Genomic DNA, 25,692 nt, shown 5'->3' on the forward strand with positions numbered 1-25,692 from the left:
AGTTGCCGGTAACTTCCCCGGGATGGATATGTTCACCCCGTCGCTGGACTGGGGCAACGAGATCCTGGCGTCACTGTTCTGGGTCGCAAAGGCTTGGGCGGTCAGCGCGGTCCTTATGGTCGTGGTTTTGGCCATGGTGGCCCGCTTCACCACGTGGGGCCGCCAGTTCTGGCGCGTCACCGCAGGCTATTTCACTGGGCGACAAAGCATTCCAGTGTGGATGCTGTTGGGCGTACTGCTGCTGTCGGTGATGGTGTCGGTGCGGATGGACGTGCTGTTCAGCTACTACGCCAACGACCAGTTCAACGCACTGCAGGTGGCCTTCGAAGGCGTCGGGGCAGACAACGACGCGGTCCGGCAGTCGGGCATCGACGGCTTCTGGAAGTCGATCATCATCTTCGCGCTGCTGTTGACGGCCGACATCACTCGCACGCTGCTCGATCTGTATCTCATGCAGTACTTCATCATTCGGTGGCGGGTCTGGCTCACCGACCGACTCACCGGCGACTGGCTCGATGGCCGGGCCTACTACCGCGGACGGTTTCTGGGCTCATTCGGCGGTGAGCCGATCGACAACCCCGACCAGCGCATCCAGCAGGACATCGACATTTTCACGACCGGCACGGGGCCCCAAACCAATACGCCCGACGTGGCAACGTCGCAGACGCTGTTGTTCGGGTCGGTCTACTCGATCGTCTCGGTGGTGGCATTCACCCCGATTCTGTGGAATCTGGCTGGGCCGCTGACGCTTCTTGGGGTGACGATCCCCAAGGCACTTTTCTGGCTGGCGTTGTTGTGGGTCGCGATGACGACCGTGGTGGCGTTCTGGATCGGCAGGCCGATCATCCGGCTGACCTTCCGCAACGAACTCACCAACGCCGCGTTCCGTTATGCGCTGGTGCGTATCCGTGACGCCGCCGAGGCGGTGGGCTTCTATCGCGGCGAACACACCGAGCGCAGCACGCTTTCCGTGCGGTTCGCCCGGATCATCGAGAACTATCGCAAGTGGGTGCTCCGCGGCGTGGCATTCCTCGGCTGGAACCGGTCGGTGAACCAGATCATCGAGCCGCTGCCCCTGATCGTCCAGGCGCCGCGACTGTTCGCCGGCGAGCTCAATCTCGGTGACGTCACACAGTCGTCGAGTGCGTTCAGCTCGGTGCAGAGCTCGCTGAGTTTCTTCCGCGCCGTCTACGACGCATTCGCCGGGTACCGCGCCGCCATCATCCGTCTTGAGGGGCTCGTCACCGCCAACGAACAGGCAAGGGCGCTACCGAGATTGGCGTCCGGTTTCAGCGCCAACGGCGGCGTCGAACTCGAGGATGTCCAGGTGCGTTCCCCGGCGGGCGAACTACTCCTGGACAACCTCGACATGCAGTTGACCCCAGGCGACTCATTGGTCATCACGGGACCGTCGGGCACCGGCAAGACGACACTGTTGCGCAGCCTGGCGCGGCTGTGGCCGTACGGCTCGGGCACAGTGCGCTTTCCAGACCAGGGCGAGGTGATGTTCTTGTCCCAGCTGCCCTACGCTCCGCTGGGCGATTTGCGCACAGTGGTCTGCTATCCATCACCGTCCGGCACGTACGGTGACGACGAGATCCGAGCGGTACTCACCGCAGTCACGTTGGGCCATTTGACATCCCGACTCGACGAAGAGTCGGACTGGTCGAAGGTGCTGTCCCCCGGCGAACAGCAGCGGATCGCGTTCACCCGGGTACTGCTTGCCAAGCCGCGAGCGGTCTTCCTCGACGAGGCGACCTCGGCCCTCGACCCCGGTCAGGAGTTCGCGATGTATACGGGGCTGCGAACTGCGCTGCCGGACACCATCGTCGTCAGCATCAGTCACCGCGAAAGCGTCAACCGACATCACTCCCGGCAGCTGGAACTCCTCGGCGACGGCCGCTGGGAACTCACCGCCGTCGCCGAGCAGACGTGATCGACCTCAGCGGGCAGCCGCGTGGGCTCCGGCACGGCGGCCGAAGAACGACCCCTCGCCAAGCTGGGTACCGCTGGCGTAACCCTTGCCGTCCTGCGCGATGTTCGAGGCGCAGGCTCCCGCCGCATACAGGCCGGGGATGACGCTGCCGTCCTCGCGCAGCACCTCACCGTCGATGGACACCGACAGCCCACCCATGGTGAAGCCCGAGTACATCGCGCGGCCAAGGGACAGATCGAACGCCGCCCACGGCCCGTTGTCTTGAACCGCAACGTATTCCGGTTGTTTGTGGAAGTCGGGGTCGCCACCGTTGGCCGCGTTCTCGTTGTAGCGCTGCAGCGTCGCGGCGAGGTTCCCCTTCGGAATACCGAGCGCGGCCTCCATCTCATCGACCGTCTCGTAGCCGTCGATGAACTGGATCAGCGGCATGGCAGGCATCTCCATGTGCGCCTCGTCGACGATGAGGTAGGCCTCCTGGTCGGGCTGCTCGAGCACGTACGCCGAGGTTCGGGAGTGGTAGGAGTCCTCGGCGACGAAGCGCTGCCCCTGATTGTTCACGATGACGCCGGTGAGCAGGATCTCGGGCGGATACGCCGCGGCGGTGATGAAGAGTTGATCCATGTCCGTGGCCACGCCGCCCACCGAAACGCCCATGCGGATACCGAGTCCGTCGTCGTTGGGGTTGCCCAGGATGTAGGGCTCCACCTCACCGTGGTGTTTGGTGCGCCGCTTGCGGCCGAGCGCGGGGGTGTATTCGGCGACCATCTCGGCGTTCATCGCGAACCCGCCGGCCGCGATGACGACGGATTTCGCTTTGACAGAACCGGTTTCGCTGAAGTGCTTCCAGCGCACGCCGGCCACTGCGCTGTCCTCGATGACCAGGTTGGTCACGCCCACCTCATAGCGGATCTCGACGCCCAATTCCTCGGCCCGTTTCAGCAGCAGGTCGATGACCATCGCCGCGCCGCCCAACTCGCCGGGCACGGGTACCGAGTGGCCACGAGGAGCCGGTTTCGCCTTCTCCGTGAACGGCCACACCTTTTCGTTGCCGGTGTATGAGAGGCCCTCGGTGCCGGGCGGGACGACGACCTTCCCCGGGTAGAAGCTTCGCTCGAACTGAAACCCAAGCGATTCCAGCCAATTGAAGTGTTCGACGCTGCCGTCGCAGTACGCGCGGATCTTGTCGAGGTCGGGGTTGCGGGCCACCTCAACCAGATACTTGTACATCTCGTCAGGACTGTCGTCATGCCCGGTGGCCAGCTGCACCGCGGTGCCGCCGCCGAGATAGAAATGCCCGCCCGCCATCGACGTCGTGCCACCGGCGGCAGCGGCGCGCTCCAGGACCAGGACCCGTGCGCCCGCCGCGGCGGCGCTGACCGCCGCGCACCCGCCGGCGATGCCGAAGCCGACCACCACGACGTCGAACTCGTCGGACCAGGACTCGACATCCGCGGCGCTGACAACCTCGGGGATCTCGTTCACTGCTGCTCCTGTTTCACATAGTCGAAGAACGCCCGGATCTCGGGCGGGATATAAGCGATTTCCAGATACGGCACCCCGGCCCCGGCGGCCGACAGGTAGGCGAATCGCATGCCACCGGGCATCTCGCCCTGACATACGGCGGGGGTTCCGGCGAGTTCGGCGTCACGCAGCCTGGCCTCGAACGACTCGGGGTCGGCTGCTTCGACACAGATGTGGTGCAGTCCCGCTCCGTTGGCTTGCAGGAACTCGGCGTACACGCTGTCGCCGCGCACCGGCGCGATGAGCTCGAGCTGGGTGTCACCGGCGTAGCTGAGCGAGATGTCGGCCACGAAATCGGCGGGACGGCCACGGTGGCTGCAGGTGTCCGGACCGAAATGGACTGCGGGCATGCGGACCCACCGGCGCGCACCCAGCAGCGTGGTCAGCGCCTGCTCAGTCGCGTCCAGGTCGCCGGTCACCCAAGCTATCTGGACAGGTGTCTGATTCGGCACGCCATGAGGATATCTCCGACCGGCCGCGAAGGCTAGAACGTGTTCTAGTTCTGCGGTTCGCCCAGGTAGAACGCCGCACAGCGGTCGGCCACGGAGCGCGCCCACTCCGGATCGGCACCGCTGGCCACCGTCGCGCGGTGCCATTGCGCGGCGCACTCCTTGACGAAGTGTCTGCCTTCGTCGCTCGCCGACCACTGCTCCTCGAACCCGGGCTCGATCGCCTGGCCCGTCTGCAGGTGGATCGACAGCCCCACCAGGCCGAGGTCCCAACCGATCCCGACCGCACCCGGCCCGTACTGCTGCCAGGTGTCGTCGTCGACCTCGGCGATGTGCTGGAGCTCGAATCGAGCTCGGTTGGGCTCCTCCTCGACCACCCGCACCTCGATCCAACTGATGTTGCCGCCGAACTCCCATGTGGCGGTGAATGCGCTGGGTGGGTCGCAGCTCAACACGGTGCCGTTGGCATTTCCCTCGAGTTGATACTGGCCGCCGACCCGCAACTCACCCGTGACGGGCAGGAACCATCGCGGGATCCGCTCGATGTTGGTCAGCGCATCCCACAGGTCTGCGGCATCGGTCGGATAGGACTGTCCGAGTGTGACGACGTGGGCTTCCCCGGCGTCCAGGACGCGGGTTCCGATCGCTCGCCGGACCGCATTGACTTGATGGTTGACGTCAATCATGTTGCGTACCTTCCTTTCTGCGTTGCCGCTTGCCGCGTGCGATCTCGGTCGCCAAGGCGTCCAGGTGGGGTGTCCAGAACCGCCTGAATGTGTCCAACCACTGGTCGATGTCGTAGAGCGGCGCACTGTCTACCGCGTACATCCGCCGCTGCCCCTCGGCCCGGACCGTGGTGAATCCGTTTTCCCGCAGCACCTTCAGATGCTGAGACACCGCGGGTTGGCTGATGCCGAACTCGGCGGAGATCGCCGCACTGATCGCGCCCGCCGTGAGTTCCCCGTCAGCGAGCAGCTCCAGTATCCGCCGCCGCACCGGGTCCCCGAGGACATCGAAGGCATGCACATCTCAAAGATAGAAGCATCCACTTATATAAGTCAATGCTTAATCCTGGCCGTGGGTCAGCGTGCCGATCAACAGCCCGATCTGGATCTCGAAGATCTGCCCCGGCTCGGTCAGAGTGTCGGCGCCGTACTGGCCGAACACCTCGAGGCTGATCGCACCGACGAGTCCCGCCCACAGCACGAAGCACTTCGCCACCGCACCGTCATCACCCGGAAAACCGAACTCGGCGCGCAGCCGGTCGAAGTCGGCCGAGAGCGGTTGGCTCGCAGAGCTATTCGTCGCAACGATGTCGCCGGCGGCAATCCCGTCGGCGACCGCGGCGAACACCGCGCCGACCACCCTGGTGCCCGGCCCGACGGTGCGCTCGGCGGGTGCCTGATACCCGGGCACCGGGCTGCCGTACAGCAATGCCCAGCGGGCCGGCTGGCTGATCGCCCACCGGCGCGCCGCCCGCGCGATCGCGTGAATCCGCTCCTCCCAGGTGGATTCGGCCGACGCGGCGACATCGACTGCATCGGCGAGCTCGGTGTAGGCATCCACGACCAACAGCGTCAGCAGGTCGTCGCGGCTTGCCACATACCGGTACACCGCCGAGGACACCATGCCCAGATCCCGCGCGACCGCCCGCAGCGAGAGGCCGGCCGCCCCCTCGGTCACCAGGTGTCGCCTACCGATCTCGATGATCGCCGCCTCGATGCGTTCCCGGCCCTGCTGGCGTTTACCCACCGTGCAAGTCTGCCAGATTCGAGAACACTGCTCTTGCATTTCGACTACCGACGTGCCACTCTGAATTAGAGAGCGCCGCTCTCGATTGCTGACGGTGACGGAAGGATATTGATGACAACGCGATACGACGCACCCGGACCTGTGGCCAGAGCCGGCAACGACCTGGTCCGCCGGCTCGCCGAACTCGGGGTCAGCATCGCAGGCACCACCGCCCTGCGGGTACGTGGCCGACGCACCGGCGCGCCACACACCGTGGTGGTGAACCTGATGGCAGTGGACGGTGAGAAGTACGTGGTGGCGCCTCGCGGTAACACGCAATGGGTTCGCAACGCCCGGGCATCCGGCGTTGTCGAGACGGGCCCCCGGTGGCGCCGCCGCACTGCGCGGATCGCCGAAGTGGCCGACGAGGCGAAGCCACCGCTGCTGAAGCGCTACCTCGACCGGTGGTACTGGGAGGTCAAGGGCCACGCCGCGGGTCTGACACCACAATCGTCCGAAGGTCAGCTATGCGCCGCCGCACCCTCGATCCCGGTCTTCAAACTACTCGACTAAGGCTGTGGGACACGGTGATTCGCTATCCGGCATCCGCAAGCGCCAGACGTCTACATCACGCCGTTGCGGGCCTGCCCACTGGCGCTGTGCCACGACACCGCGGCCGGATACTCGCCCCATGTGCTGTTGAACATCCCGACGATGGCAGCGCGGCCGTCGGGAGTGACGACATACACCGGACCACCCGAGTCTCCCTTTTGACTGACCACTCCGTTCGCCATGGTGAACCAGCCGTTGTTGACGGCGTCGATGGTGCCGCAACTCTCCCCGGTGACCACGCCGAAATGGCACACCGGTAAGCCGGGCGCGGGAACGACCGCGGGATCCTCCACCAGCATGCGGCCGCCCGGCAGGATGTTGTTCACCGCGACGTCGCCCGCGAGCTGGATCGTTTCCCAGTCGGAGATCATGTGATCGGTGTCGATGGTGATGCCGTCGGGAGTGTTGTCCTGGAACAATGTCTGGCTGCCGATGAGATTGCCGTCCCTGTCCCCCACCGGCCCACTGCCCCGACAATGGCCGGCGGTGAACGCCACTCGACTCATCGGATCGACATAGCCGAGCGTGCACACGTTGGTGTCCTGGCGGATCTCCATGCCGGGGTACACCAGGACGCCCGGCAATGCGTGCGCGGGCGCCGAGGCCAGGAGCAGCACCGCCGTCGGAGCAGCCGCCGCCATGGCCCGTATCGCGCGAAGCCACGGCTGGCGCACGGTTGGCCTCCGATCGATCTGCGGTCGTGGTTGGTTCTCAACGGTACCGGGGCGATGGCCGGTTGCGGGCGAGTTAGCGGGCCGAAATTACCGGCAACGCACTACGGTCGACGAAACGAAGGCCCGGACCGCTGAGGTCCGGGCCTTCATTGTCGTGAGGTCAGGGAATCGTCAGGACCTGTCCGGGATGGATCAGGTCGGGATTGGCGATACCGCTGGCGTCGGCGATCTGTTGATACCTGTTGCCGTCACCGTAGAACCGCTCGGCGATCGCCCACAGCGTGTCACCGGACACCACCGTGTAGGTGCGCGGCGCCGGCGGCGGCGGAGGAGGCGGGGGTGGCGGCGGCGCGGCCGGTGCGGGCGGAGGTTCCGGCGCGGCGGCCGGCTCCTCGACCGCGGCAGGCGCGACGTCGGGCTCGGCGGCTGCAGGCGGAGGTGGTGGCGGTTCGGTGGTGTCGGTCTTCGACGCCCACGCCACTCCGTCCTTGGAGTAGAGCACCAGGTTCCGGTCGTCCTGCAGAACGAGTTTGACGTCCTTCTTACCCTTGGTGTCGGTGTGCCAGACCGGCTTGTCCGAGGTGTACAGCACGAAGTTGCCGTCGGACTGCACTTCCGCACGCTGGACGTCCTCGCCATTGGTCGACGTCGACCAGATCGCTTGATCGCGGGCGTACAGCACAAGGTTGCCGTCATCCTGCAACGTCAGCGTGTAAGCGCCGTTGTTGGAAGTGAGCGACCCCCCTCGTTCGAGCTTCTGTCCTTCAGTAAGTGTGTCTCCCACTCAGCTCCCCTTTCTCGACATTCAACCGACTCAAACGAGCTTACTGATCATCGATTTGCTTGTGGGCCGTTCGGCTCGGTGGAATTCAAACGCTGAACGAACTCTTGGGTTACGAATCGAAGCCCAGCCCGAGCCGGTCCAGGGTGCGCAGCAGCAGGTTACGCTTTCCTGCCGCATGATCGGCGCGGTCCAATGACCACCGGGTGGCCTGGATTCCTATGCTGGCCAACGGTTCCGGAGGGAACGGGAGTGGCCGCTTGCGCACCATCTCCAATTGAGTGCGCGGCGTGCCGGCGCCGGCGAGCAGGTCGAGGCAGACGTCGGCGGCGAACCTGGCTGCCGCGACGCCCAGCCCGGTGAACCCGTTGGTATAGGCGACCCGACCTTCGCGCGCCAACCCCCAGTGCGCGCAAAAGCGGGTGTTCGTGTCGATTGCACCGGCCCAGCGGTGACTGAACGACACGTCGTCGAGTTGCGGGAACGTCAGGAAGAAGTGCGCCGCGAGCTTGCGGTAGGTCGCGGGCCGGTCTTCATAGTCGGCCTTGACCTTGCCGCCGAAACGGTAGACGGCGTCGTACCCGCCCCACACGATGCGGTTGTCCATGGTGAGCCGGTAGTAGTGGAACTGGTTGGCGCAATCGCCGACGCCCTGGCGTCCTCGCCAGCCGATCCGGTCCAATTGCTCGTCGGTGAGCGGTTCGGTGGCGAGCACGTAGTCGTAAACTGGAACGGTATGGAACTTGTTGCGCCGCAACAGGCTTGGGAAGACATTGGTGGCCAGCACCGCTTGGCGGGCGGTGATGACAGCCTCGCCGGTGTCGATGCGCAGGACCGCGCCGCCGGAGTTGATCGAGCGGGCGGTGGTGTGTTCGTGGATGTGCACGCCGGCGTCGGCACACGCGCGGGCGAGTTCGAGCGCCAGCTTGGCGGGGTGCACGATCGCGCAGGTGTCCGGTTCGAACAGGCCCGCCAGATAAGTCGGTGACCGGACCTGTGCACGGACCTTCTCGGTGTTCAGCAGCGTGCCCTCGCCTGCTTCCGCGGATTCGGCCAGATGGCCGACCTGGTGCGGCTCGGTGGCCACCGTCAGCATTCCGGTGCGCTGCCACTGCACGTCCAGGGCCAGCCGCTCGATGTCGGCCTGCATACCGTCGAGATTGTCCATACCCATCGCCTCGAGCGTGTCGATCTCGTTGGGCCAGCGAGACTTTCCGTTCTCCTTGCCATGGGTCAGGCTGGCGTCGACAAACCCTCCGTTGCGTCCGGACGCCGCCCAGCCGACCCGGTTTCCGTCGATCAGCACGATCCGCCAGTCGGGATGGCGTTCGGCGGCATGCAGCGCCGTCCACAAGCCGGTGTAGCCGGCGCCGATCACCGCGAGATCACAGCTGGCCGAATTGGTCAGCGCCGGATAATGAGGCCTCGGAAGGTCCAGCCACACCGAGCCGGAAATGCTCGCGGCAAGCGCACGGTCCACGAGTGCGGGGTCGACGTCGGTATCGAAAACGGTTTGCACCCTGCGACACTACGGGCTGCGGTCAGGCCCCGCGCGTGTTCACCCGGACATTTGCTCAGCCCCGGATCACCGGCCTGGTGCCTGCGTAGCGGGTCAGCACCGGGCCGACAATGGCCAGGATGAACACGTACGGCGTCGCGACCGCCTCGAGCTGTTCGTAGGTGGCTCCCACCAGACCGATGATGACGAGCGAGAATTCACCGCGGGCGATCAGCGCGGTACCGGCACGCCGTTGGCCCGGCCTGCCGACTCCCTCCCGTCGCGCGGCGAACTGCCCGGTGAGTACCTTGGTGCCCGCGGTGACCGCCGCCAGCGCCAGTGCGGCGGGCAGCATCGGCACCAGGTCCCCCGGATCCACCGAAATGCCGATGGCGAGAAAGAAGATCGCCGCGAACAGGTCACGTAGCGGACTCAGCACTGTCCGCGCCCGGTGCGCGGATTCACCGGTGAGGGTGAGCCCGACCAGGAATGCCCCGACCGCGGCAGAGGCGTGGATGAACTCTGCGACGGCGGCGACGATCAAGGTGAGGCCCAGCACCCGCAGCAGCAGTTGTTCGTTGTCCGGATGCGCGACGTACCGGGTGACGTGGTGGCCCCAGCGGTAGGACACGACGAAGGCAGTGACCAACGCGGTGATCGCGACGGCCATGCCGAACAACGCCTGCAGCAGCGTGCCACCGGTCGCCAATACGGCCAGCAACGGGAGATAGGCCGCCATCGCGAAATCCTCAAGCACCAGGACCGACAGCACCGCGGGCGTTTCCCGGTTACCCAGCCGGCGGAGATCTCCCAGCAATCGGGCGATCACGCCGGACGACGAGATGTAGGTGACGCCGGCCAGCGCCAGGATCCCCACCCCCTGCAGGCCGAGCAGCCAGCCGGCGATCGCCCCTGGAATCGCATTGAGAATCAAGTCAACCCAGGCCGACGGCAGGTGTCTGCGCAAGCTGGTGGCGAACTCGCCGATCGAGAACTCCAGTCCCAGCGTGAGCAGCAGCAGGACCACCCCGATGGTCGCGCCTGCGCTGACGAATTCACCGGCGGCAGGCACCGGCGCGATGCCGCCCTCGCCCAGGGCCAATCCGGCCAACAGATACAGCGGGATTGGTGACAACGCGAACCGGCGCGCGGCCGTGCCGAGCACGGTCAGCACCGTGAGGATGATGCCGAGCTCGAGGAGAAGCGCCGCCGAAACCTGCACAGGTCAGGCCTGTGACGCCGGGCCTGCCGGGTCGCCGTGTGCGACGATCTGCTCGACCCCGGCGATGCCGGCCTGGGTGCCGATCACCACCAGCACGTCTCCGACGTGCAACAGCTCGGCCGGGCCCGGTGAAGCGAGGACCTCCTCGTCGCGCACGATGGCGACGATGGAGGCGCCGGTGCGGGTGCGCGCCCGGGTATCGCCGAGCGGCCGGTCGACGAAGGGGCCGCCCGGTCTGATGGCCACCTGCCCGGCGTCGAGCCCGGGCACTTCCCGAGTCAGGTCGGCGAACCGCTCGGCGATCCGTGGCGCGCCGAGAATCTGTGCCAGCGCGTCGGCCTCCTCGTTGGACAACCGGAACACCTGCTGCGCCTGATCGGGGTCTTCGTGGGGGTACACCACCACCTCGAAGTCTCCGGTGCGCAGGGCCACGACGCCGATCCGGTCACCGTCACGGTTCTCGAATTCGAACCGCAGGCCTACACCCGGCAGCATTACCTCTTTGACTTCCATGCCCCCATACTGCGGTCTGAGGGCATGGATCAGGTGGCGACTTCGGCAGATATCTCGGCCAGGCGGCAGTGCCGAGTCACCGGAAGTTGAGCACCTCGCTACCCCAGGCTGCGTGCAGGTCGCGGTCCAGGTCGGCTACGGTCTTGTCCTGTTTGTCGATCACCAGGGTGGCCCGGTCGTCGCGGCGGTACTTCCGCCACACCGGTTCTCCCGGCGCACCGGACGGCTCGGTGGTGGTCGCGAAGTTGGTCCAGCGCCGCCGCATCCGCTGCGACACCGCCCGGCCATGCTTGAGCCCGCCCAGCTTGAACGTCGGATCTCTGGGCCCGGCAACGAGATTGCCCCAGACATAGGGCAGCTCGGTGGCGTGCGCGGCGCCCAGCCGTAACAACCGCAGCATCGGCGTGGAGTAGTCGAATCGGTAGAGGTACACCGGAGCGACGGCGCTGTGCCCCTCGGCGAACCACAACGACGGCATCCGGAAGCCGACATCGCGCGCCACCCCCATCCCGATGGCCTTGGTGCGCAGACCCGAATAGGCCGAGACGATCTCAGCCTCGGTGGGTAGGCGCAGGCCTGGCTGTTCGGATGCGATCCCATCGAACATCGTCCGGATGGCCTCCGGGGTGATCGGCATCAGCGGGGACTTCATCCACCGGAACAGGGCCGCTTCGTGCTCATTGGTGCCGATGATCAACGGCACCGGATGTGTGCGGCCCTCGCGGGCGAGTTTGACCGGATAGTCCGGCACCACGTCGCCGTCGACGATCGGTGCGAAGCCCAGCGTGCCCGGGGCCTGCGCCGGAATCTCGTTGAAAATCTCCTGCGTTGCGGCCAGGATCGCTGCCAGCGGGGCATGCGCCAGCCGGCCGATGTCATCGCGCCCGAGTTTCAGCCTGTCGAGCAACCCTGCGGCGACGCGGCGAGAGCGGGCCGCGTCATAGATCGACGTCGCCGGTGAACTCTGCGCGATCGCCGTGGAGAACAGCCCTTCGGCGGCGGGGCTGGCCAGCAGGGTGGTCACGATCCCGCCGCCGGCCGATTCGCCGAACAGGGTGACCCGGTCGGGATCGCCACCGAATGCGGCGATGTTGTCGCGCACCCAACGCAGCGCGAACAGCACGTCGCGCAGCCCGACGTTGGTGTCGAAACGCATTCCCCCAGAACCGTTGAACTCGGACAGATCGAGGAACCCGAACGCGCCGAGGCGGTAGTTGACGGTGACGACCACGACGTCGCCTTCCGAGGCCAGCACCCGGCCCCGGTACAGCGGCTGATTGGCCGAGCCGAGCACATAGGCGCCGCCGTGTGCCCACACCATGACCGGTTTACCGGCCCCGGGCCCGCTGCCGGACGGTGCCCAGACATTGAGCACCAGACTGTCCTCGCCCTGCTGACCACCGAGGTCCAGCGGAATACTCGGATCGGTCGGCTGTGGACAGACCGGACCCACTGCGGTGGCGTCTGACACCTCCAGCGACCGCGTGGGCGGCTCCGGTGCGCGCCACCGCAATTCACCCAGCGGAGCCTTGGCGTACCGAATTCCCAGCCAGGACTTGACCTTTCCGTCGTCGGTTCCGCGAACCGGCCCGTACTCGGTGTCGACCACCGGCCCGTCGGACGGACCGGCGCCGGCTGTCATCGGGTGCCTTTCGCAGCCGCCCTGTCGGCTTCGGAGAATCCGTCGACCGCGGCACCGGGTGCCGAGGCGCGCTTGCGCGTCACATAGCCCGCAGCTGCCGCGAACACCCCGGACACGCCGTCACCGGAGGCCTCATAGGTGATCGACTTGTCGGCGGCGAAGCCAAGGCTCTGCCCGATCGCGACCGCGTCCATGTTGGCGCCGAGAAACAGGAAATCCCAGGAAAATTCGGACTCCTGACGGCGGATCGCCGCGCTTACCGCTTCGTGCGTCCATTCCTTGCTGGCGTTCTCGTGCCCGTCGGTGAGCACGACCACGATGACCTTGCCCGGGCGCTCGGCTTCGGGCAGTGCCGCCAGTTCGGCGCCGACGTCGGTGATGAGCCGGCCCACCGCGTCGTACAGCGCGGTACGGCCCCTGGGTTGCAGCGCCAACCGCGGTACCTCGCCGATCGCCCGGTTCGCGAACACCACGTCGTAGGCGGTGTCGAACTGTGCGAGGGTGACGCGCACGTCACCCGGCTCGGAACGCTGCTGGTCGATGAACGCGTTGAAGCCGCCCTCGGTGTCGCCCTTGATGGCTTCCATCGAGCCGGACCGGTCGAGCAGTACAGCGAGGAGGGTACGCATCGGATCGGTCATGGCAGCTCCTGAGTGAATTCGGGGCGTGAACTTCCCCACGGTACCCACGGGCGCCGACACGTCACCCCCTCTTCCGCTTCACGATCAGCATCGGCCGTGCGGCGGCACTGTGCCGGCGTCCGTTACCTTGATGCGGTGCGGAAGTGGGCGTTGCTGGTCGCGGCCATCGGCACCGAAGTCACCGCCACGCTGTCGCTGCGCGCGTCCCAGGACCATTCCGGCTGGCTGGTACTTGTGGTCGCCGGATATGTGTCGTCCTTCCTCTTGTTGACCCTGGTGCTGCGGGCCGGAATGGCGGTGGGCGTGGCCTACGGCATCTGGGGTGCCCTCGGCACCGCCGCGACCGCGGTGCTGGCGGCGGCCCTGTTCGGTGATCCGTTCACCTGGCCCATCGTCGCCGGAATCGGGCTGATCATCGCGGGCGTCCTGCTGGTCGAACTCGGATCGCATCCCCGCGAGGCGCAGCCGTGATGTGGCTCGCCCTGGCCGGCGCGATACTGGTCGAGGTGTTCGCGACGCTTGCCCTGCGCGCGTCGGAAGGGCTGCGCCGCAAGGCCTGGCTTGTGCCCGTGCTTGGCGGCTATACGACGTCGTTCTATCTGTTGTGGGTCGCCCTGTCGATGGGGGTGCCGGTCGGCATCGCCTATGGGATCTGGACGGCGTGCGGTGTCGCACTCGTCGCGTTGATCGCAAAGTTTCTGTTCAAAGATCCACTGACACCGGTGATGATGCTCGGCATCGCACTAATCGTGTCGGGTGTGTTCACGATCGAGATGGCCGGCGCCGTGCACTGACGTCGGCCGGATCCGCCCCAGCACGCCGGCGAGCAGCATCACCAACACCCCGGCCAGCGGCACCACCAGCAGGCCGACGCGCAACCCGGCGGCGTCGGCGACGAGACCGACAAGCAGCGGTGCCCCGAAGAACCCAACCCGCATCAGCCACGTCACCGCGGTCAGCCCGGTGCCCGGCCGCAGCCCGGGCAACTGGTCGGCTCCGTGCATGGCCGCCGGCACCAACGTGGCGACGCCGAGACCCGCTGCGCCGAACCCCGCAATGGTCCCGACGATGGTGGGGAACGCCAGTGCGGTTCCCATGCCGACCGCCGCGATCAACCCGCCGACACGCACCACCGCCGTCTCACCGAACCGATCCACCATCCGGTCACCGATCAGCCGGCCGACGAACATGAACCCGACGAGCGCGATGTAGCCGAACGCGGCGATGGCCGGTGGCGCATGCAGGGTGTCCCGCAGATACAGGGTGGCCCACGAACTTCCGGCGTCCTCAACGGTCGCGCCCGCGATGGCGATCAGCACCAGGGCAAGCAGGATGAGGTAGACCCGAGGGCCCGCCTTGGTGCCGGCCGGGGCCCGCGTCGCCGGATGGTCATCGTGGTCTGGTCCGGGTAGCAGGTAGCGGTAGGCGACCAGCGCCACCGCGCTGAACACCACGGCGATCACCGAAAGGTGCATGCCACGCGGGATGCCCAGTGCGATCGTGGCGGCGCCGGTGAGCCCGCCGAGGATCGCGCCGACCGCCCACACCGCATGCAGCGAGTTGATGATCGACCGGCCGTAGTCGCGCTGCAGTCGCAGCCCGTGCGCGTTCTGCGCAACGTCGACCACCGAGTCGCACGCCCCGGCGAGGAAAAGCGCGGCGGCCAACATCAGCGGCGTCGGCGCCAGGCCCGCGGTCACCACGAACGCCGCGAGGGCGACCGTGCCGACGACCGCCACCCGCGCGCTGCGGAACCGCCGGATCAGTGCCCCGGCGGTCAGGCCGGCGACCAGCGCCCCGCCCGAGAACGCCGCGATGGCCGCCCCGTACGCCGCGTTGCTCAGGTGCAGGTCCGTCTTGATCTCCGGATAGCGCGGCAACAGATTGGCGAAGATCGCCCCGTTGGTCAGAAACAGCGCCGCGACGGCGATGCGCGCCCGACGGGTTGTCACCGAATCACGCTGCACTGATTCTGGACTGGATGACACTGAGGCGACACTACCGCCGGCCGCTGCGGCTCAGTGCACTGCCGACACCAACCGTTCGCTGACCTGCCACAGGTCGGCGGCCTTACCCTCGTCGTAGGAATCCTTCGACGACCTGATGCGGCGAACTCCTTCGAAATAGGCACCGGTGACGCCGTCAAGTGTCGGGTCGGCGACCAGCGCCGCGAGGTGTGTCCCGGAGCGGCGGGTGCTGTTCACATTGGGCAGCAACCGAAGCGCCGGCATGAGAAGACGCCACGCCAGCCGCATGCCGCGGGAGTAGTCCCTGGCCAGGCCCGAGCCCGGCATCAGACCCGGATCGAAGGCGGTCACCGTCACGCCACGGTCACCACGTCCCAGGCGCCGGTCCAGCTCATAGCTGAACAACATGTTGCACAGCTTGGAGGTGGTGTAGCGGCGTCGGCCTTCTTCGCCTGTCAGACCTTCCGGCGGGGGATACAGGAGGTGCTGGGCGCTCGTGTAGTGCGGTGCGGGCATCCCGGTGAACTTGTCCGGATCGTGAGTGCCGCTGCTGACCACCACGATCCGCGCCGGCGTGACGAGGGCGTCGAGCAGACTGTGCACCAACGCGAAATGGCCGAGATGGTTGACGCCGAACGTCATTTCGTAGCCGTCGGCCGTCGTCTGGGCACCCCCGACCATCTGCAGCCCGGCGTTGCACACCAGCGCGTGCAGCGGCGGCAGGCCCAGAGCAGGCAGCCGGTCGGCGAAGTCGCGCACCGACCGCAGAGATGCCAGGTCGAGTTCGCTGACCGTGGTGCGCCCGGAATGGCCGAGCGCGGCCGCCGCGTCGGCGCCCCTGGCGGTGTCGCGGACGGCCAGCACCACATGCCACGTCGGATCCGAATTCAACAGAGCGCGTGCGCATTCCAAACCCAGCCCGGTGTTGGCGCCGGTGATGATCGCTGTCCTGACTTTTGTGTTACCCATGACTTTCCTCCAGGAGTATCGGAACGAGGGCGGTGACGGCCTGCCACAGCCGCTGGTACATGCGCGCGACATCCGTGCTGTCGGGCTCGAGGTGTCTGGCGAAGAACACGCCGTCGGACTGCGCGACGGCGAATGCCGTCAGCTCGGCCACTATCGGCTGGGCACGGTCGTCCGGGAGATCGGGCGGCAGCAGCCGGCGTACCGCGTCGGAGAACCGGGCAATGGCGGTATCGCGCACCCGGCGCACCACCTCGTTCACCACCGGATCGTCGCCGCGTTCCAGGGACAAAAGGTAGAGAAACCGCAGGAACTCCGGGTGCTGGGATTGCAGCGTCGCAGTGACCGCCAACTGTTCGGCCGCGCTGCCGTCGGTGGGTATGGCGGCGAAGAACCGTTCGGCTCCGCGTTCCATGACGGCGGCGAGCACGCCGTCTTTGGAGCCGAAGTGCCAGTAGATGGAGCTGGCCGGCAATCCACAGGCTTTGCGGATGTCGCTGATCGAGGTCGCCGCGTATCCCCTGGTGGCCATCAATTGTTCGGTGGCGTCCAGGATCTGTTCGCGCGAACTCGCCCCTTGTTGCTGCCTTCTGCTGAGCGGAGCGTTCATCGCGGAAATCCTGTCTGTAAGGATCGTTACAGACAGTATAGCGAGCCCGCGGGTGTGACGCCACGCGGGTTTTCCACGGACTTCTCCGCAGCCGGTTCACCGGCCGCGAACCGGTGGCACGCTGAGGCCGTGACGCTCGAAGATCTGATCGGCCTGTTCCCCCCTGGGACACAGCCCGACGCCGACGGCACCCTGATGGTCGGTGGTTGCCGCCTCGACGACATCGCCGACCAGTTCGGCACGCCGGCGATCGTGGTGAGCGAGGACGCGGTGCGGCAACGGGCCCGCGACTACCTGGCCGCATTCCGCACCCGGTGGCCGCGCAGCGATGTGGCGTTCGCGTCGAAGTCGTTCCCGTGCACCGCAATCCAGCGGGTGATGGCCGAGGAAGGTCTGCACCTCGATGTCGCAGGCGGCGGTGAGATCCTGACCGCTGTCAAGGCCGGCGCCGACCCGGCCCGGCTCGTGTTGCACGGCAACGCCAAGACCGACGAGGAACTCACTCTGGCCGTCGACAACGGCGTCGGCCTGATCGTGGTCGACAACTTCGACGACATCGACCGGTTGGAGCACCTCGTCGGCCCCGGCCGTGAGCAAGCCTGCCTCGTCCGCGTCATCCCCGGCGTCGAGGCCGCGACGCACGCCTCGCAGGCCACCGGTCACGCCGGTTCGAAATTCGGCCTCATGCCCCAGGACGCCCGCGCGGCGATCGCCCGCATCGAATCCAGCCCACGGTTGCGCCTCGACGGCGTCCATACCCATGTGGGCTCACAACTGCTCAACGTCGAACAGTTGGCCGCAGCGGTGGAGCCGATCGCCAGACTCGGCACGTTCGACGTGTACGACCTCGGCGGCGGCCTCGGTGCGCGCTACACCTACGACGAACATCCGCCGAGCCTCGACGACTATGCCGAGGCGATGGTGGGTCAGGCCGGCGCGCTGTTACCGCAAGGCAGCCGGATCATCGTGGAGCCCGGCCGCAGCATGGTGGCGACGGCCGCGTGCACGCTCTACCGCGTCACCACCGTCAAACGCGGGGTCATCACCCACGTCGCAGTGGACGGTGGCATGGGTGACAACCTGGAAGTGTCGCTGACCGGACAGCGCTTCGAGGCCACCATCGCCAACCGGGTCGGCGGCGGCGAAACGGTCCGCGTGGTCGGCAGGCACTGCGAGTCCGGCGACCAACTCATCGACGGCGTCGCGTTGCGGGATCCGGCGGTCGGGGACCTGCTGGCCGTGCCGGTCACCGGCGCGTACTGCTACACGATGTCCAACCAGTACAACGGCGCCCGCCGCGTTCCGGTCGTATTCGCGCGCAATGGAACTGCCCGGCTGGTGGTGCGCCGTGACATGTGGGCGGATCTGCTGATCCGCGATGTCGACTGACGCGATCGCGCTTTGGGCCCCAAGATTGACCTATGACCGCACTGTCCCCGGCTCTGCTGGAGCTGGCCCGTCGCTACGGCGTGGCCGCGGAGTACGACGACTGGACCGGCCGGCGCATCGCGGTCGCGGAGTCCACGTTGGTGGCCGTCCTGGAGGCCCTCGGCGTGCAGGCCGGCACCGAGCAGGGCCGGGCCGACGCGCTTCAGGCACACGACCGGGAGTACTGGCAGCGCCCTCTTCCGCCGATCGTGCTCGGCCGGGACGGGATGGCTTCGACATTCTGGGTACACGTCACCCACGGTGACGCGGTCGAGGTCACACTGGCCCTCGAGGACGGTACCGAGCGGACTGGTCTGCGGCAGCTGGAGAACAACCGCGCGCCATACGATCTCGGGGACAGGTTGATCGGCGAGGCGACGTTCGAGCTGCCCGCCGACCTGCCGCTGGGTTATCACCGCCTGCAGTTGCGGGTCGGCGACAGCCAATCCGAGGCCCCGGTCGTGGTCTCCCCCGCCGCTCTGGCGCTGCCCACCCGTCTCGGTGAGCGGCGCGCCTGGGGCTTGGCGGTCCAGCTCTACAGCGTGCGTTCGCAAAACTCTTGGGGAACGGGTGATCTCACCGACCTGACGGATCTCGCCGTCTGGTCGGCCGCCGAGTACGGCGCGGGGTTCATTCTGGTCAACCCGCTGCACGCGGCCGCGCCGACCGCGCCGATGGAACCTTCCCCGTATCTGCCGACGTCACGCCGCTTCGTCAACCCGCTCTACCTGCGCGTCGAGGCCATCCACGAGTACGCCGCGGTGCGTCACCGCGGGCGGATCCGCAAGCTGCGCGCCGCGGTCAACGCCAACCGTCGCAAGCGCATCGACCGCGACGCCGCCTGGAAGGCCAAACGTGTTGCGTTGGAACAGGTGTACCGGGTGCCGCGGTCAGCGGGCCGCGAACTCGCCTATACCGCGTACCGCGCCAGGGAGGGCCGCAGCCTGGAGGATTTCGCCATCTGGTGTGCGCTTGCCGAGCGGTACGGCAGCGACTGGCATGGCTGGCCGCATGAACTGCAGCATCCGGGCAGCCCGCATGTCGCGGAATTCGCCGCGGCCAATCCGGATGCCGTCGACTTCCACCGGTGGCTGCAATGGCTGCTCGACGACCAGCTGACCGCCGCACAGGCCACCGCGACGCAGGCCGGGATGGAGCTGGGCATCATGGGCGACCTGGCGGTCGGCGTCGACCCCAACGGTGCGGATGCCTGGGCGTTGCAGGATGTGCTCGCACTCGGGGTCACCGGAGGCGCCCCGCCTGACGAGTTCAACCAGCTCGGTCAGGACTGGTCTCAGCCGCCGTGGCGGCCGGACCGGCTCGTCGCACAGGCCTACGAGCCGTTCCGCGCGTTGGTCAACATGGCCTTGCGGCACACCGGCGGCGTGCGCATCGATCACATCATCGGCATGTTCCGGCTGTGGTGGATCCCGAAGGGAGCGGCCCCGACCGACGGCACCTATGTGCGGTACGACCACGACGCGATGATCGGCATCATTGCGCTGGAGGCACACCGTGCGGGGGCTGTCGTCGTCGGCGAGGATCTCGGCACGGTCGAGCCGTGGGTCCGGGACTACTTACGGGAGCGGGGTCTGTTCGGCACGTCGATCCTGTGGTTCGAAGCCGACAATTCGGGCGGCCCGCTTCCTGCCGAACAGTGGCGCGAGTACTGCCTGTCCTCGGTGACCACCCACGACCTGCCGCCGACCCCCGGATATCTGGCCGGCGAGCACGTCCGATTACGTGAGGAGTTGGACCTGTTGACCCGACCTGCCGACGAAGAACTGGCCGCGGACCGAGCCGCCCAGGCCGCCTGGCTCGATGAGTTGCGCCGAGTCGGGCTACTCGGTCCCGATCCCGACACCGAGCAGATCGTGACGGCGTTGCACAGATATCTCGGGCGAACGCCGTCGAAGCTGCTGGCGCTGTCGCTGGCCGATGCGGTCGGCGATCTGCGCACCCAGAATCAGCCGGGAACCACCGACGAGTACCCGAATTGGCGGGTGCCGCTGAGCGGCCCGGACGGCCGTCGGCTCCTGCTGGAGGACGTGTTCACCGACCCGCGGGCCGCTGCCCTGGCCGGCGTCATGTCCGAGATCACCGCACCCCAGGTGTAACGAAGCGGCGCTGCGCACCGGTTTCACATTTGTCACAGCTGCGATATGTTCGCACCGCACCCGACTGACGGAGATGACGTTGAAGAAGCTTGTTGCGCTCGGCGGCGGCCTGGTCGCTGCCGGCTCGGTCGCCCTGTTCGCCGCTGGGACTGCGACCTCTGAACCCTCGGCCGCCTCGTACAACGTCGTGGGCGAGCCGTATATGAAGGCCCTGTCGATCTTGAAGAGCCAGGGCGTGAAAGCCACCTTTGGCGGCTCGTTCGGCAGCGCGCTGCCGCAGGCCGAGTGCCTGGTCGACTCCCAGAAGGTCAATTCCAGCGGCAAGATGATCCTGACGCTGGACTGCAGCGAAGCGGCCGCTGAGCAGGCCGCTGACACCGCGGTTCCGGGCGGCCCCTCGGTGGGAAGCAACGGTGTCACGACGGTGACGCCCACCCCTGTGGTGCCGATTGCCGGCGCGCCCGGTGCAGGCACCCCGCCTCCCGCCTGAACACGCCCAGCCACCCGGTACCCGCGTTCCCACATAAAACGTAGACTGCCCGAAGTCCACATACTTCAGGGAGGGTCGCGATGCTGCGTCCGCTGCGGTTCGACAAGGAGATCGACCCGGGTCCGGTACAAATCCAGGCCCGCAAAGTCCATTTCGATCTGACCGGTATTCCACTGCACTGGATTCCCGGCCACCCGGTCGCGTCCACCATGGTCAACCTGTTCAATGTGGTGCTGCCGCTGGCCGAGCACTGGTTCGTCGCAACCTTCAACGAGGCGCTGCCGTACGTGCGCGACACCAAGCTGGCCGATGACATGCGGGGCTTCATCGGGCAGGAGGCCACCCACGCCGAGACACACGATCAGGTGCTGGAGGAGTTCCTCACCGCGCACGGGGTGGAGTATCAACCGGTTCTCAGCCTGGTCGAGCATGTGTTCACCAAGATGCTGGCACCGACCACCTCGACCGATCCGCGACGCCGGCTCAACGATCTGTGTGACCGGCTGTGGCTGATCGCCGCGATTGAGCACTACACCGCGGTGCTCGGCGATTTCGTGCTGAACTGCACCTGGGAGGACTACGACGCCGACCCGACCCTGACCGACCTGTTCCGCTGGCACGGCAGCGAGGAGGTCGAGCACCGCAGCGTCGCCCACGACGTCGCGGTGTACTTCCAGGACAGCTATTTCAGTCGCGTGCGGGCCATGTCCATCGCGGCCACCGCGGTCTACTTCTTCTTCCAACGGGGCACCTGGGACCTGCTCAAGCGTGACCCCGCGCTTGAGATCGACTGGTGGCAGATGCAGAAGCTGCGGATGCGGGATTCGAAACTTGGCCTGCTGCCCAAGTTCTCGAAGATGTTCGGCTCAAACACCCTCGCGTACTGCCGACCTGGCTTCACCCCCGACGAGATGGGTTCCACGGCACAGGCCGTCGCCTATCTGGCCACTTCGCCTGCGGCGCGGGCCGCGCACCTGTGACGGCCATGCCGATCCTCTCGCGCTACCGCAGGCTGCCACCGAGCACATCGGGACGGTTCCGTCACGACCCGATGCTCGGGATGGCGGAGGCCGCTGTCGCCATGTGGGGCTTGACCCGCCACCTCCGGCGCCCTTCCCTGCCACCGGAGTTGGACCGCACGATCGAGCTGACCGTGGTGCACCGCGAGGTGGTGGCGCACGACCAGGACGTCATCGCGCTGACGTTGGCCGCGGCCAACGCCGAAGACCTGCCTCGGTGGTATCCGGGGTCGCACATCGACCTGCACCTGGCCAGCGGCAGGGTCCGGCAGTATTCGCTGTGCGGAGACCCCGAATCGACGGACACCTACCGAATCGCGGTGCGTCGCATCCCCGATGGCGGCGGTGGGTCGATCGAGGTGCACGACACGCTGCAGATCGGGTCGCGGCTCACCACCCACGGCCCGCGTAACGCCTTCCCGCTCACCGTTCCCGGCTACGGGTCGCCGGCGCAGCGGTTCCGGTTCGTCGCGGGTGGAATCGGGATCACGCCGATTCTTCCGATGTTGGGGCTGGCGCAGCGGCTGGGCATCGACTGGTCGATGACCTACGTAGGACGCAACCGCGAAAGTCTGCCGTTCCTCGACGAACTGACCCACTTCGGTGACCGGATCCAGATCCGCACCGATGATGTCAGTGGCCTACCGACCGCATCGGATCTGCTCGGTGACTGCCCGGGCGGCACCACCGTGTACGCCTGCGGCCCGGCCCCGATGCTGACCGCGATCCGTACCGAACTGATCGGCCGCAACGACGTCGAACTGCACTTCGAACGGTTCGCCGCGCCGCCGGTTGTCGACGGGGAAGAGTTCTCGGTAACGATCGCCTCGACCGGCGCCAGAGTCGACGTCAGCGCCGACGAGACGCTGCTGGGCGCGCTCGGACGCGCCGGTGTTTCCGCGCCGTACTCGTGCCAACAGGGCTTCTGCGGGACCTGCCGGATTCGCGTGCTCGACGGTGTCGTCCAACACCGCGACACACTGCTCACCGATCCCGAACGGGCGGCCGGCTACCTGCTGACATGTGTATCCCGAGCCGACGCGGGCAGGCGACTGACACTGGATCTCTGAGCCGCGGCGGTACTATTCCGCCCATCATGAAATATGGCGTCATCGCGCCGGTGGCCGCCGGAGTCACCGCCGACCCGTTGTGGATGTCCGCGTTCGCCCGGCACGTCGAGGCCTGCGGTTTCGAGTCGATCGTGGTCGTCGAGCACACGGTGCTGATGGCGGAGTACGCCAGCGTGTATCCGTACGACAAGTCCGGACGGGTCGAGTTGGCGCCGGACTGCCCGGTGCCGGATCCTCTTGACCTGCTGGCTTTCCTGGCCGGCCAGACCACGAACCTCGGGCTGGCGACCGGGGTGCTGGTGTTGCCCAACCATCATCCGGTGGTGCTGGCCAAGCGGACGGCGACACTCGACGTGCTCAGTGGTGGCCGGCTGCGCCTGGCGGTCGGTACCGGCTGGCTGAAAGAGGAAATCGAGGCGTGCGGAACCGATTTCGGCAGCCGCGGCCGTCGCGCCGACGAGCAGATCGCGGTACTGCGCGCGCTGTGGGAGGACCGCCGCGGCGGGGCCGACTCCGGGGTCCGATTTCAAGGCGAGTTCTTCGACTTCGAACACGCGATGTGTTATCCCAAACCGGCACAGTCGATACCGATCCACATCGGTGGACACAGCCGGGCAGCCGCCCGACGGGCCGGCCGACTCGGCGACGGCTTCCAGCCCCTGGGTGTGGCCGGATCCGAGTTGGCCGAATTGCTCGACGTCATGCGCGGCGAGGCCACCGAAGCGGGCCGCGATCCGGCGGCGCTGGAAGTGTCGTTGGGCCATCTGGTCACCAAGGTCGATGCGGACCGTGCCGGGCGGCTGGCCGAAATCGGCGCCGATCGCCTCGTGCTGGCGATGCCGCCGCTCACCGAGATCGACGAGGCCGCCGACGCGCTGTCGGCGTGCGCCGAGCGGTTGGCGCTGACGCCGTGACCCTGGACGTCGCCGACCGGCTGGCGCTGGCCGACCTGGTGCATCTGTACGCTGCGACGGTCGACGACCGGCGGTTCGATGACGTCGCCGAATTATTCACCGAGACAGCAGAATTGCTCCTCCCTGAGCCGCCGCGTTCACTGGATCCGGTGCGGCGGTGGCATGGCCGTGACGGCGTGCGCACGGCGATGTCTGCGTTGAACGACGTGGCGCGCACCGAGCACGAGATCGTCGGCGAGGTGTACGCCGCGGGCACCGACCGCGGGTACGCACTGGGCCGCATCACGGCGGTGGCCCACCACTGGAACTTCGGCGCGGAGCATCCGACCGACCTGGTCTGGCATGTCCGCTACGACGACGAGTACCTGCGCACACCGCAGGGCTGGCGCATCCACGGCCGCGCGCTGACCATCAACGCTATCGAGACCCGGCCGCTGCGTCGTCTACGTCCCCGTCCTCACGGCAACCCGCCAGATCCGGCGCGGCCATCAACTGATCGAGCAGCGGACGCTGCCCGGCCAGAAGCTTCGTCCGTGCGGCAGCCACCGGAAACCATGCCACCCGGTCGATCTCGGGAAACTCCCTGATCCGGCCCGAACCCTTTGGCCACTCCAGGGTGAAGGTGTTGCTGCGAGCGGCCGTCACATCGAAGTCACCGCGTACCGCGAAGGCTGTGACGACTTTGCCGCCCGCTTGCCGCACCGGCGTGAGGTCCAGGCGGGCACCGTCGGGCGGTGGCGCGCCGAGTTCCTCGGTGAACTCTCGCTGGGCTGCCGCCCATGGATCCTCGCCCTCGACATACTCGCCTTTGGGCACCGACCACGCCCCATCGTCCTTCCGAGCCCAGAACGGCCCGCCCGGATGCGCGATCAATACCTCCACGACATCGTCGGTGACGCGGTACAACAGCAGCCCGGCACTCAGTTTGGCCATAAGTCCGCCCTCCCTTCACCGCGAGCGACCGCGTCTGTACGCCGACACGCCGTTGATAGCGTACAAATGCGGTCGCTCGCTGTTGTCTCAGTGATGCGGGATGCTGTTCATGATGATCCGTCGCGCGGTGGTGGGACGCCGATGGTTCGACGCTGTGGCTGAGACCCAGGGCGGTGACGGTCGGCCGCCGACGCTGGGCGCTGCCGCGTCGCTTTCCGTCGTATCCCGTGCACGTTCCTGAACTACCGCACGGACTGCAGTTGACCGGCATCGGTTTCGCGCCACGACTAGTGCCCCTCGAGGGCATCCTGCCCGACCGGCGGATGACGGTGCCGGGGGCCTGACCGTAACGACAATCACGTTGCTGGGTCAGGGTGACTCCGGACACGTCGACGGTTGAGGCGGCGCTCTCAATCGGTCCGCCCCGGCGATCCCCAAGCACGTGTCCGAAGTCTCCGTCAATCAATTTCTGCACCTGGAATGAAATCGCTGACCTGTCGGTTTAAGCCTTTGTAACTCGTAGGAAACCGAGCGGCAAGCAGTTGGTGAACGCACGGAGAACCCGTCGCGCCTCAGCTCGCGAGAATAACCGAACACCGAAAGAAGGCACCAAAGATGAAGAAGGTCGGATTTGCTGCAGTACTCGCGGGCGGCGCTGTCGCAGCCGTGATCGGCCTGGCTGCTCCGGCACAGGCCGCACCCACCGGGCCCGGTAGCGCCCAGGACACGATCACCGAGCTGCAGTCGCAGGGTTACACGGTCATCGTCAACCGGACCGGCTCAGCCCCACTCGATGAGGCGACGGTCGTCGGCGTCCGTCCCGGTCAGACGTTCTCCCGGACCGACTCGGGCAACCCGGGCGACAGCTTGCAGACCACCGTTACCGACAAGACGGTTTACGTGGACGTGAAGTAACGCCAAAGTTTTCCCAAACATCAAGGAGGGGCGCCCGTTTCGG

At 67.0% G+C, this 25,692-nt stretch carries 28 protein-coding genes and 1 pseudogene; 13 read left to right on the forward strand and 16 right to left on the reverse strand.

All coding sequences use genetic code 11. From position 1 onward, the window contains the following. Positions 1 to 22: 22 nt before the first annotated feature. Positions 23 to 1,936, forward strand: coding sequence for an ABC transporter ATP-binding protein/permease (locus tag ABQF30_RS28905; protein ID WP_448470377.1), 1,914 nt, complete (start codon positions 23 to 25; stop codon positions 1,934 to 1,936). A 6-nt stretch (positions 1,937 to 1,942) separates the two neighbouring features. Here ABQF30_RS28905 and ABQF30_RS28910 read toward each other — a convergent pair whose 3' ends face one another. Genes ABQF30_RS28910 through ABQF30_RS28930 form a run of 5 tightly spaced genes read right to left on the reverse strand, consistent with a single transcriptional unit; the run spans position 1,943 to position 5,658 of the window. After that, a complete protein-coding gene (locus tag ABQF30_RS28910) occupies positions 1,943 to 3,418 on the reverse strand; it encodes an FAD-binding protein (RefSeq protein ID WP_448470379.1) in 1,476 nt (491 codons plus the stop codon). Then, a complete protein-coding gene (locus ABQF30_RS28915; protein WP_448470381.1) occupies positions 3,415 to 3,909 on the reverse strand; it encodes a VOC family protein in 495 nt (164 codons plus the stop codon). The genes ABQF30_RS28910 and ABQF30_RS28915 overlap by 4 nt, the downstream gene beginning before the upstream one ends. 44 nt (positions 3,910 to 3,953) lie before the next feature. Beyond that, a complete protein-coding gene (locus ABQF30_RS28920; protein ID WP_448470383.1) occupies positions 3,954 to 4,592 on the reverse strand; it encodes an SRPBCC family protein in 639 nt (212 codons plus the stop codon). Continuing rightward, entirely contained in the window at positions 4,585 to 4,932 is a 348-nt protein-coding gene (locus ABQF30_RS28925) for an ArsR/SmtB family transcription factor (protein ID WP_448470385.1), read from the reverse strand. Before ABQF30_RS28925 ends, ABQF30_RS28920 begins: the two co-directional genes overlap by 8 nt. 39 nt (positions 4,933 to 4,971) lie before the next feature. After that, positions 4,972 to 5,658, reverse strand: coding sequence for a TetR/AcrR family transcriptional regulator (locus ABQF30_RS28930; protein WP_448470387.1), 687 nt, complete (start codon positions 5,656 to 5,658; stop codon positions 4,972 to 4,974). Between the two features lie 111 nt (positions 5,659 to 5,769). Between ABQF30_RS28930 and ABQF30_RS28935 the strand changes: the two genes are divergently transcribed. Further along, the gene (locus tag ABQF30_RS28935) at positions 5,770 to 6,210 is read left to right on the forward strand and encodes a nitroreductase/quinone reductase family protein (protein ID WP_448470389.1); all 441 of its coding nucleotides are present in this window, start codon (positions 5,770 to 5,772) and stop codon (positions 6,208 to 6,210) included. A 50-nt stretch (positions 6,211 to 6,260) separates the two neighbouring features. Here ABQF30_RS28935 and ABQF30_RS28940 read toward each other — a convergent pair whose 3' ends face one another. The 7 genes from ABQF30_RS28940 to ABQF30_RS28970 all read right to left on the reverse strand — a co-directional run bounded on the left by ABQF30_RS28940 (position 6,261) and on the right by ABQF30_RS28970 (position 13,220). Next, positions 6,261 to 6,890, reverse strand: coding sequence for an Rv1815 family serine proteinase (locus tag ABQF30_RS28940; protein WP_448470391.1), 630 nt, complete (start codon positions 6,888 to 6,890; stop codon positions 6,261 to 6,263). Between the two features lie 193 nt (positions 6,891 to 7,083). Next, positions 7,084 to 7,707, reverse strand: coding sequence for a LysM peptidoglycan-binding domain-containing protein (locus tag ABQF30_RS28945; protein WP_448470393.1), 624 nt, complete (start codon positions 7,705 to 7,707; stop codon positions 7,084 to 7,086). Positions 7,708 to 7,816: 109 nt separating this feature from the next. Next, complete coding sequence (locus ABQF30_RS28950) at positions 7,817 to 9,223, reverse strand: NAD(P)/FAD-dependent oxidoreductase (RefSeq protein WP_448470395.1); 1,407 nt, start codon at positions 9,221 to 9,223, stop codon at positions 7,817 to 7,819. A gap of 55 nt (positions 9,224 to 9,278) precedes the next feature. Then, positions 9,279 to 10,424 (reverse strand): cation:proton antiporter, encoded by a 1,146-nt coding sequence (locus ABQF30_RS28955; protein ID WP_448470397.1) that lies wholly within the window; start codon positions 10,422 to 10,424, stop codon positions 9,279 to 9,281. A gap of 3 nt (positions 10,425 to 10,427) precedes the next feature. Next, the gene (locus ABQF30_RS28960; RefSeq protein ID WP_448470399.1) at positions 10,428 to 10,937 is read right to left on the reverse strand and encodes a cation:proton antiporter regulatory subunit; all 510 of its coding nucleotides are present in this window, start codon (positions 10,935 to 10,937) and stop codon (positions 10,428 to 10,430) included. A 76-nt stretch (positions 10,938 to 11,013) separates the two neighbouring features. Next, positions 11,014 to 12,579, reverse strand: a complete 1,566-nt coding sequence (locus ABQF30_RS28965) for a carboxylesterase/lipase family protein (protein WP_448470401.1) — start codon at positions 12,577 to 12,579, stop codon at positions 11,014 to 11,016. Next, the gene (locus ABQF30_RS28970; protein ID WP_448470403.1) at positions 12,576 to 13,220 is read right to left on the reverse strand and encodes a VWA domain-containing protein; all 645 of its coding nucleotides are present in this window, start codon (positions 13,218 to 13,220) and stop codon (positions 12,576 to 12,578) included. Before ABQF30_RS28970 ends, ABQF30_RS28965 begins: the two co-directional genes overlap by 4 nt. Positions 13,221 to 13,355: 135 nt before the next feature. Here ABQF30_RS28970 and ABQF30_RS28975 point away from each other — a divergent pair, with 135 nt between their 5' ends. Both ABQF30_RS28975 and ABQF30_RS28980 read left to right on the forward strand, forming a co-directional pair. Continuing rightward, the gene (locus tag ABQF30_RS28975) at positions 13,356 to 13,691 is read left to right on the forward strand and encodes a DMT family transporter (RefSeq protein ID WP_448470405.1); all 336 of its coding nucleotides are present in this window, start codon (positions 13,356 to 13,358) and stop codon (positions 13,689 to 13,691) included. Beyond that, positions 13,691 to 14,014, forward strand: a complete 324-nt coding sequence (locus ABQF30_RS28980) for a DMT family transporter (protein WP_448470477.1) — start codon at positions 13,691 to 13,693, stop codon at positions 14,012 to 14,014. Before ABQF30_RS28975 ends, ABQF30_RS28980 begins: the two co-directional genes overlap by 1 nt. Here the strand turns inward: ABQF30_RS28980 and ABQF30_RS28985 are convergent. The 3 genes from ABQF30_RS28985 to ABQF30_RS28995 all read right to left on the reverse strand — a co-directional run bounded on the left by ABQF30_RS28985 (position 13,964) and on the right by ABQF30_RS28995 (position 16,763). Further along, positions 13,964 to 15,172, reverse strand: a complete 1,209-nt coding sequence (locus tag ABQF30_RS28985; RefSeq protein WP_448470407.1) for an MFS transporter — start codon at positions 15,170 to 15,172, stop codon at positions 13,964 to 13,966. The two genes, ABQF30_RS28980 and ABQF30_RS28985, sit on opposite strands and share 51 nt — an antisense overlap. A gap of 66 nt (positions 15,173 to 15,238) precedes the next feature. Next, complete coding sequence (locus ABQF30_RS28990; RefSeq protein WP_448470409.1) at positions 15,239 to 16,156, reverse strand: SDR family NAD(P)-dependent oxidoreductase; 918 nt, start codon at positions 16,154 to 16,156, stop codon at positions 15,239 to 15,241. Further along, positions 16,149 to 16,763, reverse strand: a complete 615-nt coding sequence (locus tag ABQF30_RS28995) for a TetR/AcrR family transcriptional regulator (protein ID WP_448470411.1) — start codon at positions 16,761 to 16,763, stop codon at positions 16,149 to 16,151. Before ABQF30_RS28995 ends, ABQF30_RS28990 begins: the two co-directional genes overlap by 8 nt. 129 nt (positions 16,764 to 16,892) lie before the next feature. On the opposite strand from ABQF30_RS28995, the gene lysA reads away from it, so the two are divergent. From lysA to ABQF30_RS29030, 7 genes and pseudogenes are all read left to right on the forward strand, one after another. Further along, positions 16,893 to 18,152 carry a diaminopimelate decarboxylase gene (gene lysA, locus ABQF30_RS29000; RefSeq protein ID WP_448470413.1) on the forward strand — a complete coding sequence of 420 codons (1,260 nt, stop codon included), beginning with the start codon at positions 16,893 to 16,895 and terminating at the stop codon, positions 18,150 to 18,152. A gap of 32 nt (positions 18,153 to 18,184) precedes the next feature. After that, positions 18,185 to 20,308, forward strand: a complete 2,124-nt coding sequence (malQ, locus tag ABQF30_RS29005) for a 4-alpha-glucanotransferase (RefSeq protein ID WP_448470415.1) — start codon at positions 18,185 to 18,187, stop codon at positions 20,306 to 20,308. A gap of 79 nt (positions 20,309 to 20,387) precedes the next feature. Further along, complete coding sequence (locus tag ABQF30_RS29010) at positions 20,388 to 20,798, forward strand: hypothetical protein (protein ID WP_448470479.1); 411 nt, start codon at positions 20,388 to 20,390, stop codon at positions 20,796 to 20,798. A gap of 80 nt (positions 20,799 to 20,878) precedes the next feature. After that, complete coding sequence (locus ABQF30_RS29015) at positions 20,879 to 21,778, forward strand: metal-dependent hydrolase (protein WP_448470417.1); 900 nt, start codon at positions 20,879 to 20,881, stop codon at positions 21,776 to 21,778. 5 nt (positions 21,779 to 21,783) lie between these two features. After that, a complete protein-coding gene (locus ABQF30_RS29020) occupies positions 21,784 to 22,887 on the forward strand; it encodes a PDR/VanB family oxidoreductase (protein ID WP_448470419.1) in 1,104 nt (367 codons plus the stop codon). 26 nt (positions 22,888 to 22,913) lie between these two features. After that, positions 22,914 to 23,801 (forward strand): LLM class F420-dependent oxidoreductase, encoded by an 888-nt coding sequence (locus tag ABQF30_RS29025; protein WP_448470421.1) that lies wholly within the window; start codon positions 22,914 to 22,916, stop codon positions 23,799 to 23,801. A 38-nt stretch (positions 23,802 to 23,839) separates the two neighbouring features. Beyond that, positions 23,840 to 24,142: pseudogene (locus ABQF30_RS29030) on the forward strand (nuclear transport factor 2 family protein); the annotation flags it as partial. A gap of 76 nt (positions 24,143 to 24,218) precedes the next feature. Here the strand turns inward: ABQF30_RS29030 and ABQF30_RS29035 are convergent. Next, a complete protein-coding gene (locus tag ABQF30_RS29035) occupies positions 24,219 to 24,734 on the reverse strand; it encodes an NUDIX hydrolase (RefSeq protein WP_448470423.1) in 516 nt (171 codons plus the stop codon). A gap of 173 nt (positions 24,735 to 24,907) precedes the next feature. On the opposite strand from ABQF30_RS29035, the gene ABQF30_RS29040 reads away from it, so the two are divergent. Both ABQF30_RS29040 and ABQF30_RS29045 read left to right on the forward strand, forming a co-directional pair. Beyond that, positions 24,908 to 25,078: a hypothetical protein gene (locus ABQF30_RS29040; RefSeq protein ID WP_448470425.1), complete on the forward strand. Its 171-nt coding sequence runs from the start codon at positions 24,908 to 24,910 to the stop codon at positions 25,076 to 25,078. Between the two features lie 271 nt (positions 25,079 to 25,349). After that, a complete protein-coding gene (locus tag ABQF30_RS29045; protein ID WP_448470427.1) occupies positions 25,350 to 25,649 on the forward strand; it encodes a hypothetical protein in 300 nt (99 codons plus the stop codon). Positions 25,650 to 25,692 lie beyond the last annotated feature (43 nt).

The sequence above is a fragment of the Mycolicibacterium sp. XJ870 genome, assembly GCF_053483975.1.

What these genes read in the sequence shown, in the direction of transcription:
- ABQF30_RS28905 (WP_448470377.1), top strand. Translation starts at nt 23, where the DNA reads ATGGATATGTTCACCCCGTCGCTGGACTGGGGCAACGAGATCCTGGCG.
- ABQF30_RS28920 (WP_448470383.1), bottom strand. Translation starts at nt 4,592, where the DNA reads ATGATTGACGTCAACCATCAAGTCAATGCGGTCCGGCGAGCGATCGGA.
- ABQF30_RS28935 (WP_448470389.1), top strand. Translation starts at nt 5,770, where the DNA reads ATGACAACGCGATACGACGCACCCGGACCTGTGGCCAGAGCCGGCAAC.
- ABQF30_RS28940 (WP_448470391.1), bottom strand. Translation starts at nt 6,890, where the DNA reads ATGGCGGCGGCTGCTCCGACGGCGGTGCTGCTCCTGGCCTCGGCGCCC.
- ABQF30_RS28960 (WP_448470399.1), bottom strand. Translation starts at nt 10,937, where the DNA reads ATGGAAGTCAAAGAGGTAATGCTGCCGGGTGTAGGCCTGCGGTTCGAA.
- ABQF30_RS28965 (WP_448470401.1), bottom strand. Translation starts at nt 12,579, where the DNA reads ATGACAGCCGGCGCCGGTCCGTCCGACGGGCCGGTGGTCGACACCGAG.
- ABQF30_RS28970 (WP_448470403.1), bottom strand. Translation starts at nt 13,220, where the DNA reads ATGACCGATCCGATGCGTACCCTCCTCGCTGTACTGCTCGACCGGTCC.
- ABQF30_RS28980 (WP_448470477.1), top strand. Translation starts at nt 13,691, where the DNA reads ATGTGGCTCGCCCTGGCCGGCGCGATACTGGTCGAGGTGTTCGCGACG.
- ABQF30_RS28990 (WP_448470409.1), bottom strand. Translation starts at nt 16,156, where the DNA reads ATGGGTAACACAAAAGTCAGGACAGCGATCATCACCGGCGCCAACACC.
- ABQF30_RS28995 (WP_448470411.1), bottom strand. Translation starts at nt 16,763, where the DNA reads ATGAACGCTCCGCTCAGCAGAAGGCAGCAACAAGGGGCGAGTTCGCGC.
- malQ (WP_448470415.1), top strand. Translation starts at nt 18,185, where the DNA reads ATGACCGCACTGTCCCCGGCTCTGCTGGAGCTGGCCCGTCGCTACGGC.
- ABQF30_RS29015 (WP_448470417.1), top strand. Translation starts at nt 20,879, where the DNA reads ATGCTGCGTCCGCTGCGGTTCGACAAGGAGATCGACCCGGGTCCGGTA.
- ABQF30_RS29020 (WP_448470419.1), top strand. Translation starts at nt 21,784, where the DNA reads ATGCCGATCCTCTCGCGCTACCGCAGGCTGCCACCGAGCACATCGGGA.
- ABQF30_RS29025 (WP_448470421.1), top strand. Translation starts at nt 22,914, where the DNA reads ATGAAATATGGCGTCATCGCGCCGGTGGCCGCCGGAGTCACCGCCGAC.
- ABQF30_RS29035 (WP_448470423.1), bottom strand. Translation starts at nt 24,734, where the DNA reads ATGGCCAAACTGAGTGCCGGGCTGCTGTTGTACCGCGTCACCGACGAT.
- ABQF30_RS29045 (WP_448470427.1), top strand. Translation starts at nt 25,350, where the DNA reads ATGAAGAAGGTCGGATTTGCTGCAGTACTCGCGGGCGGCGCTGTCGCA.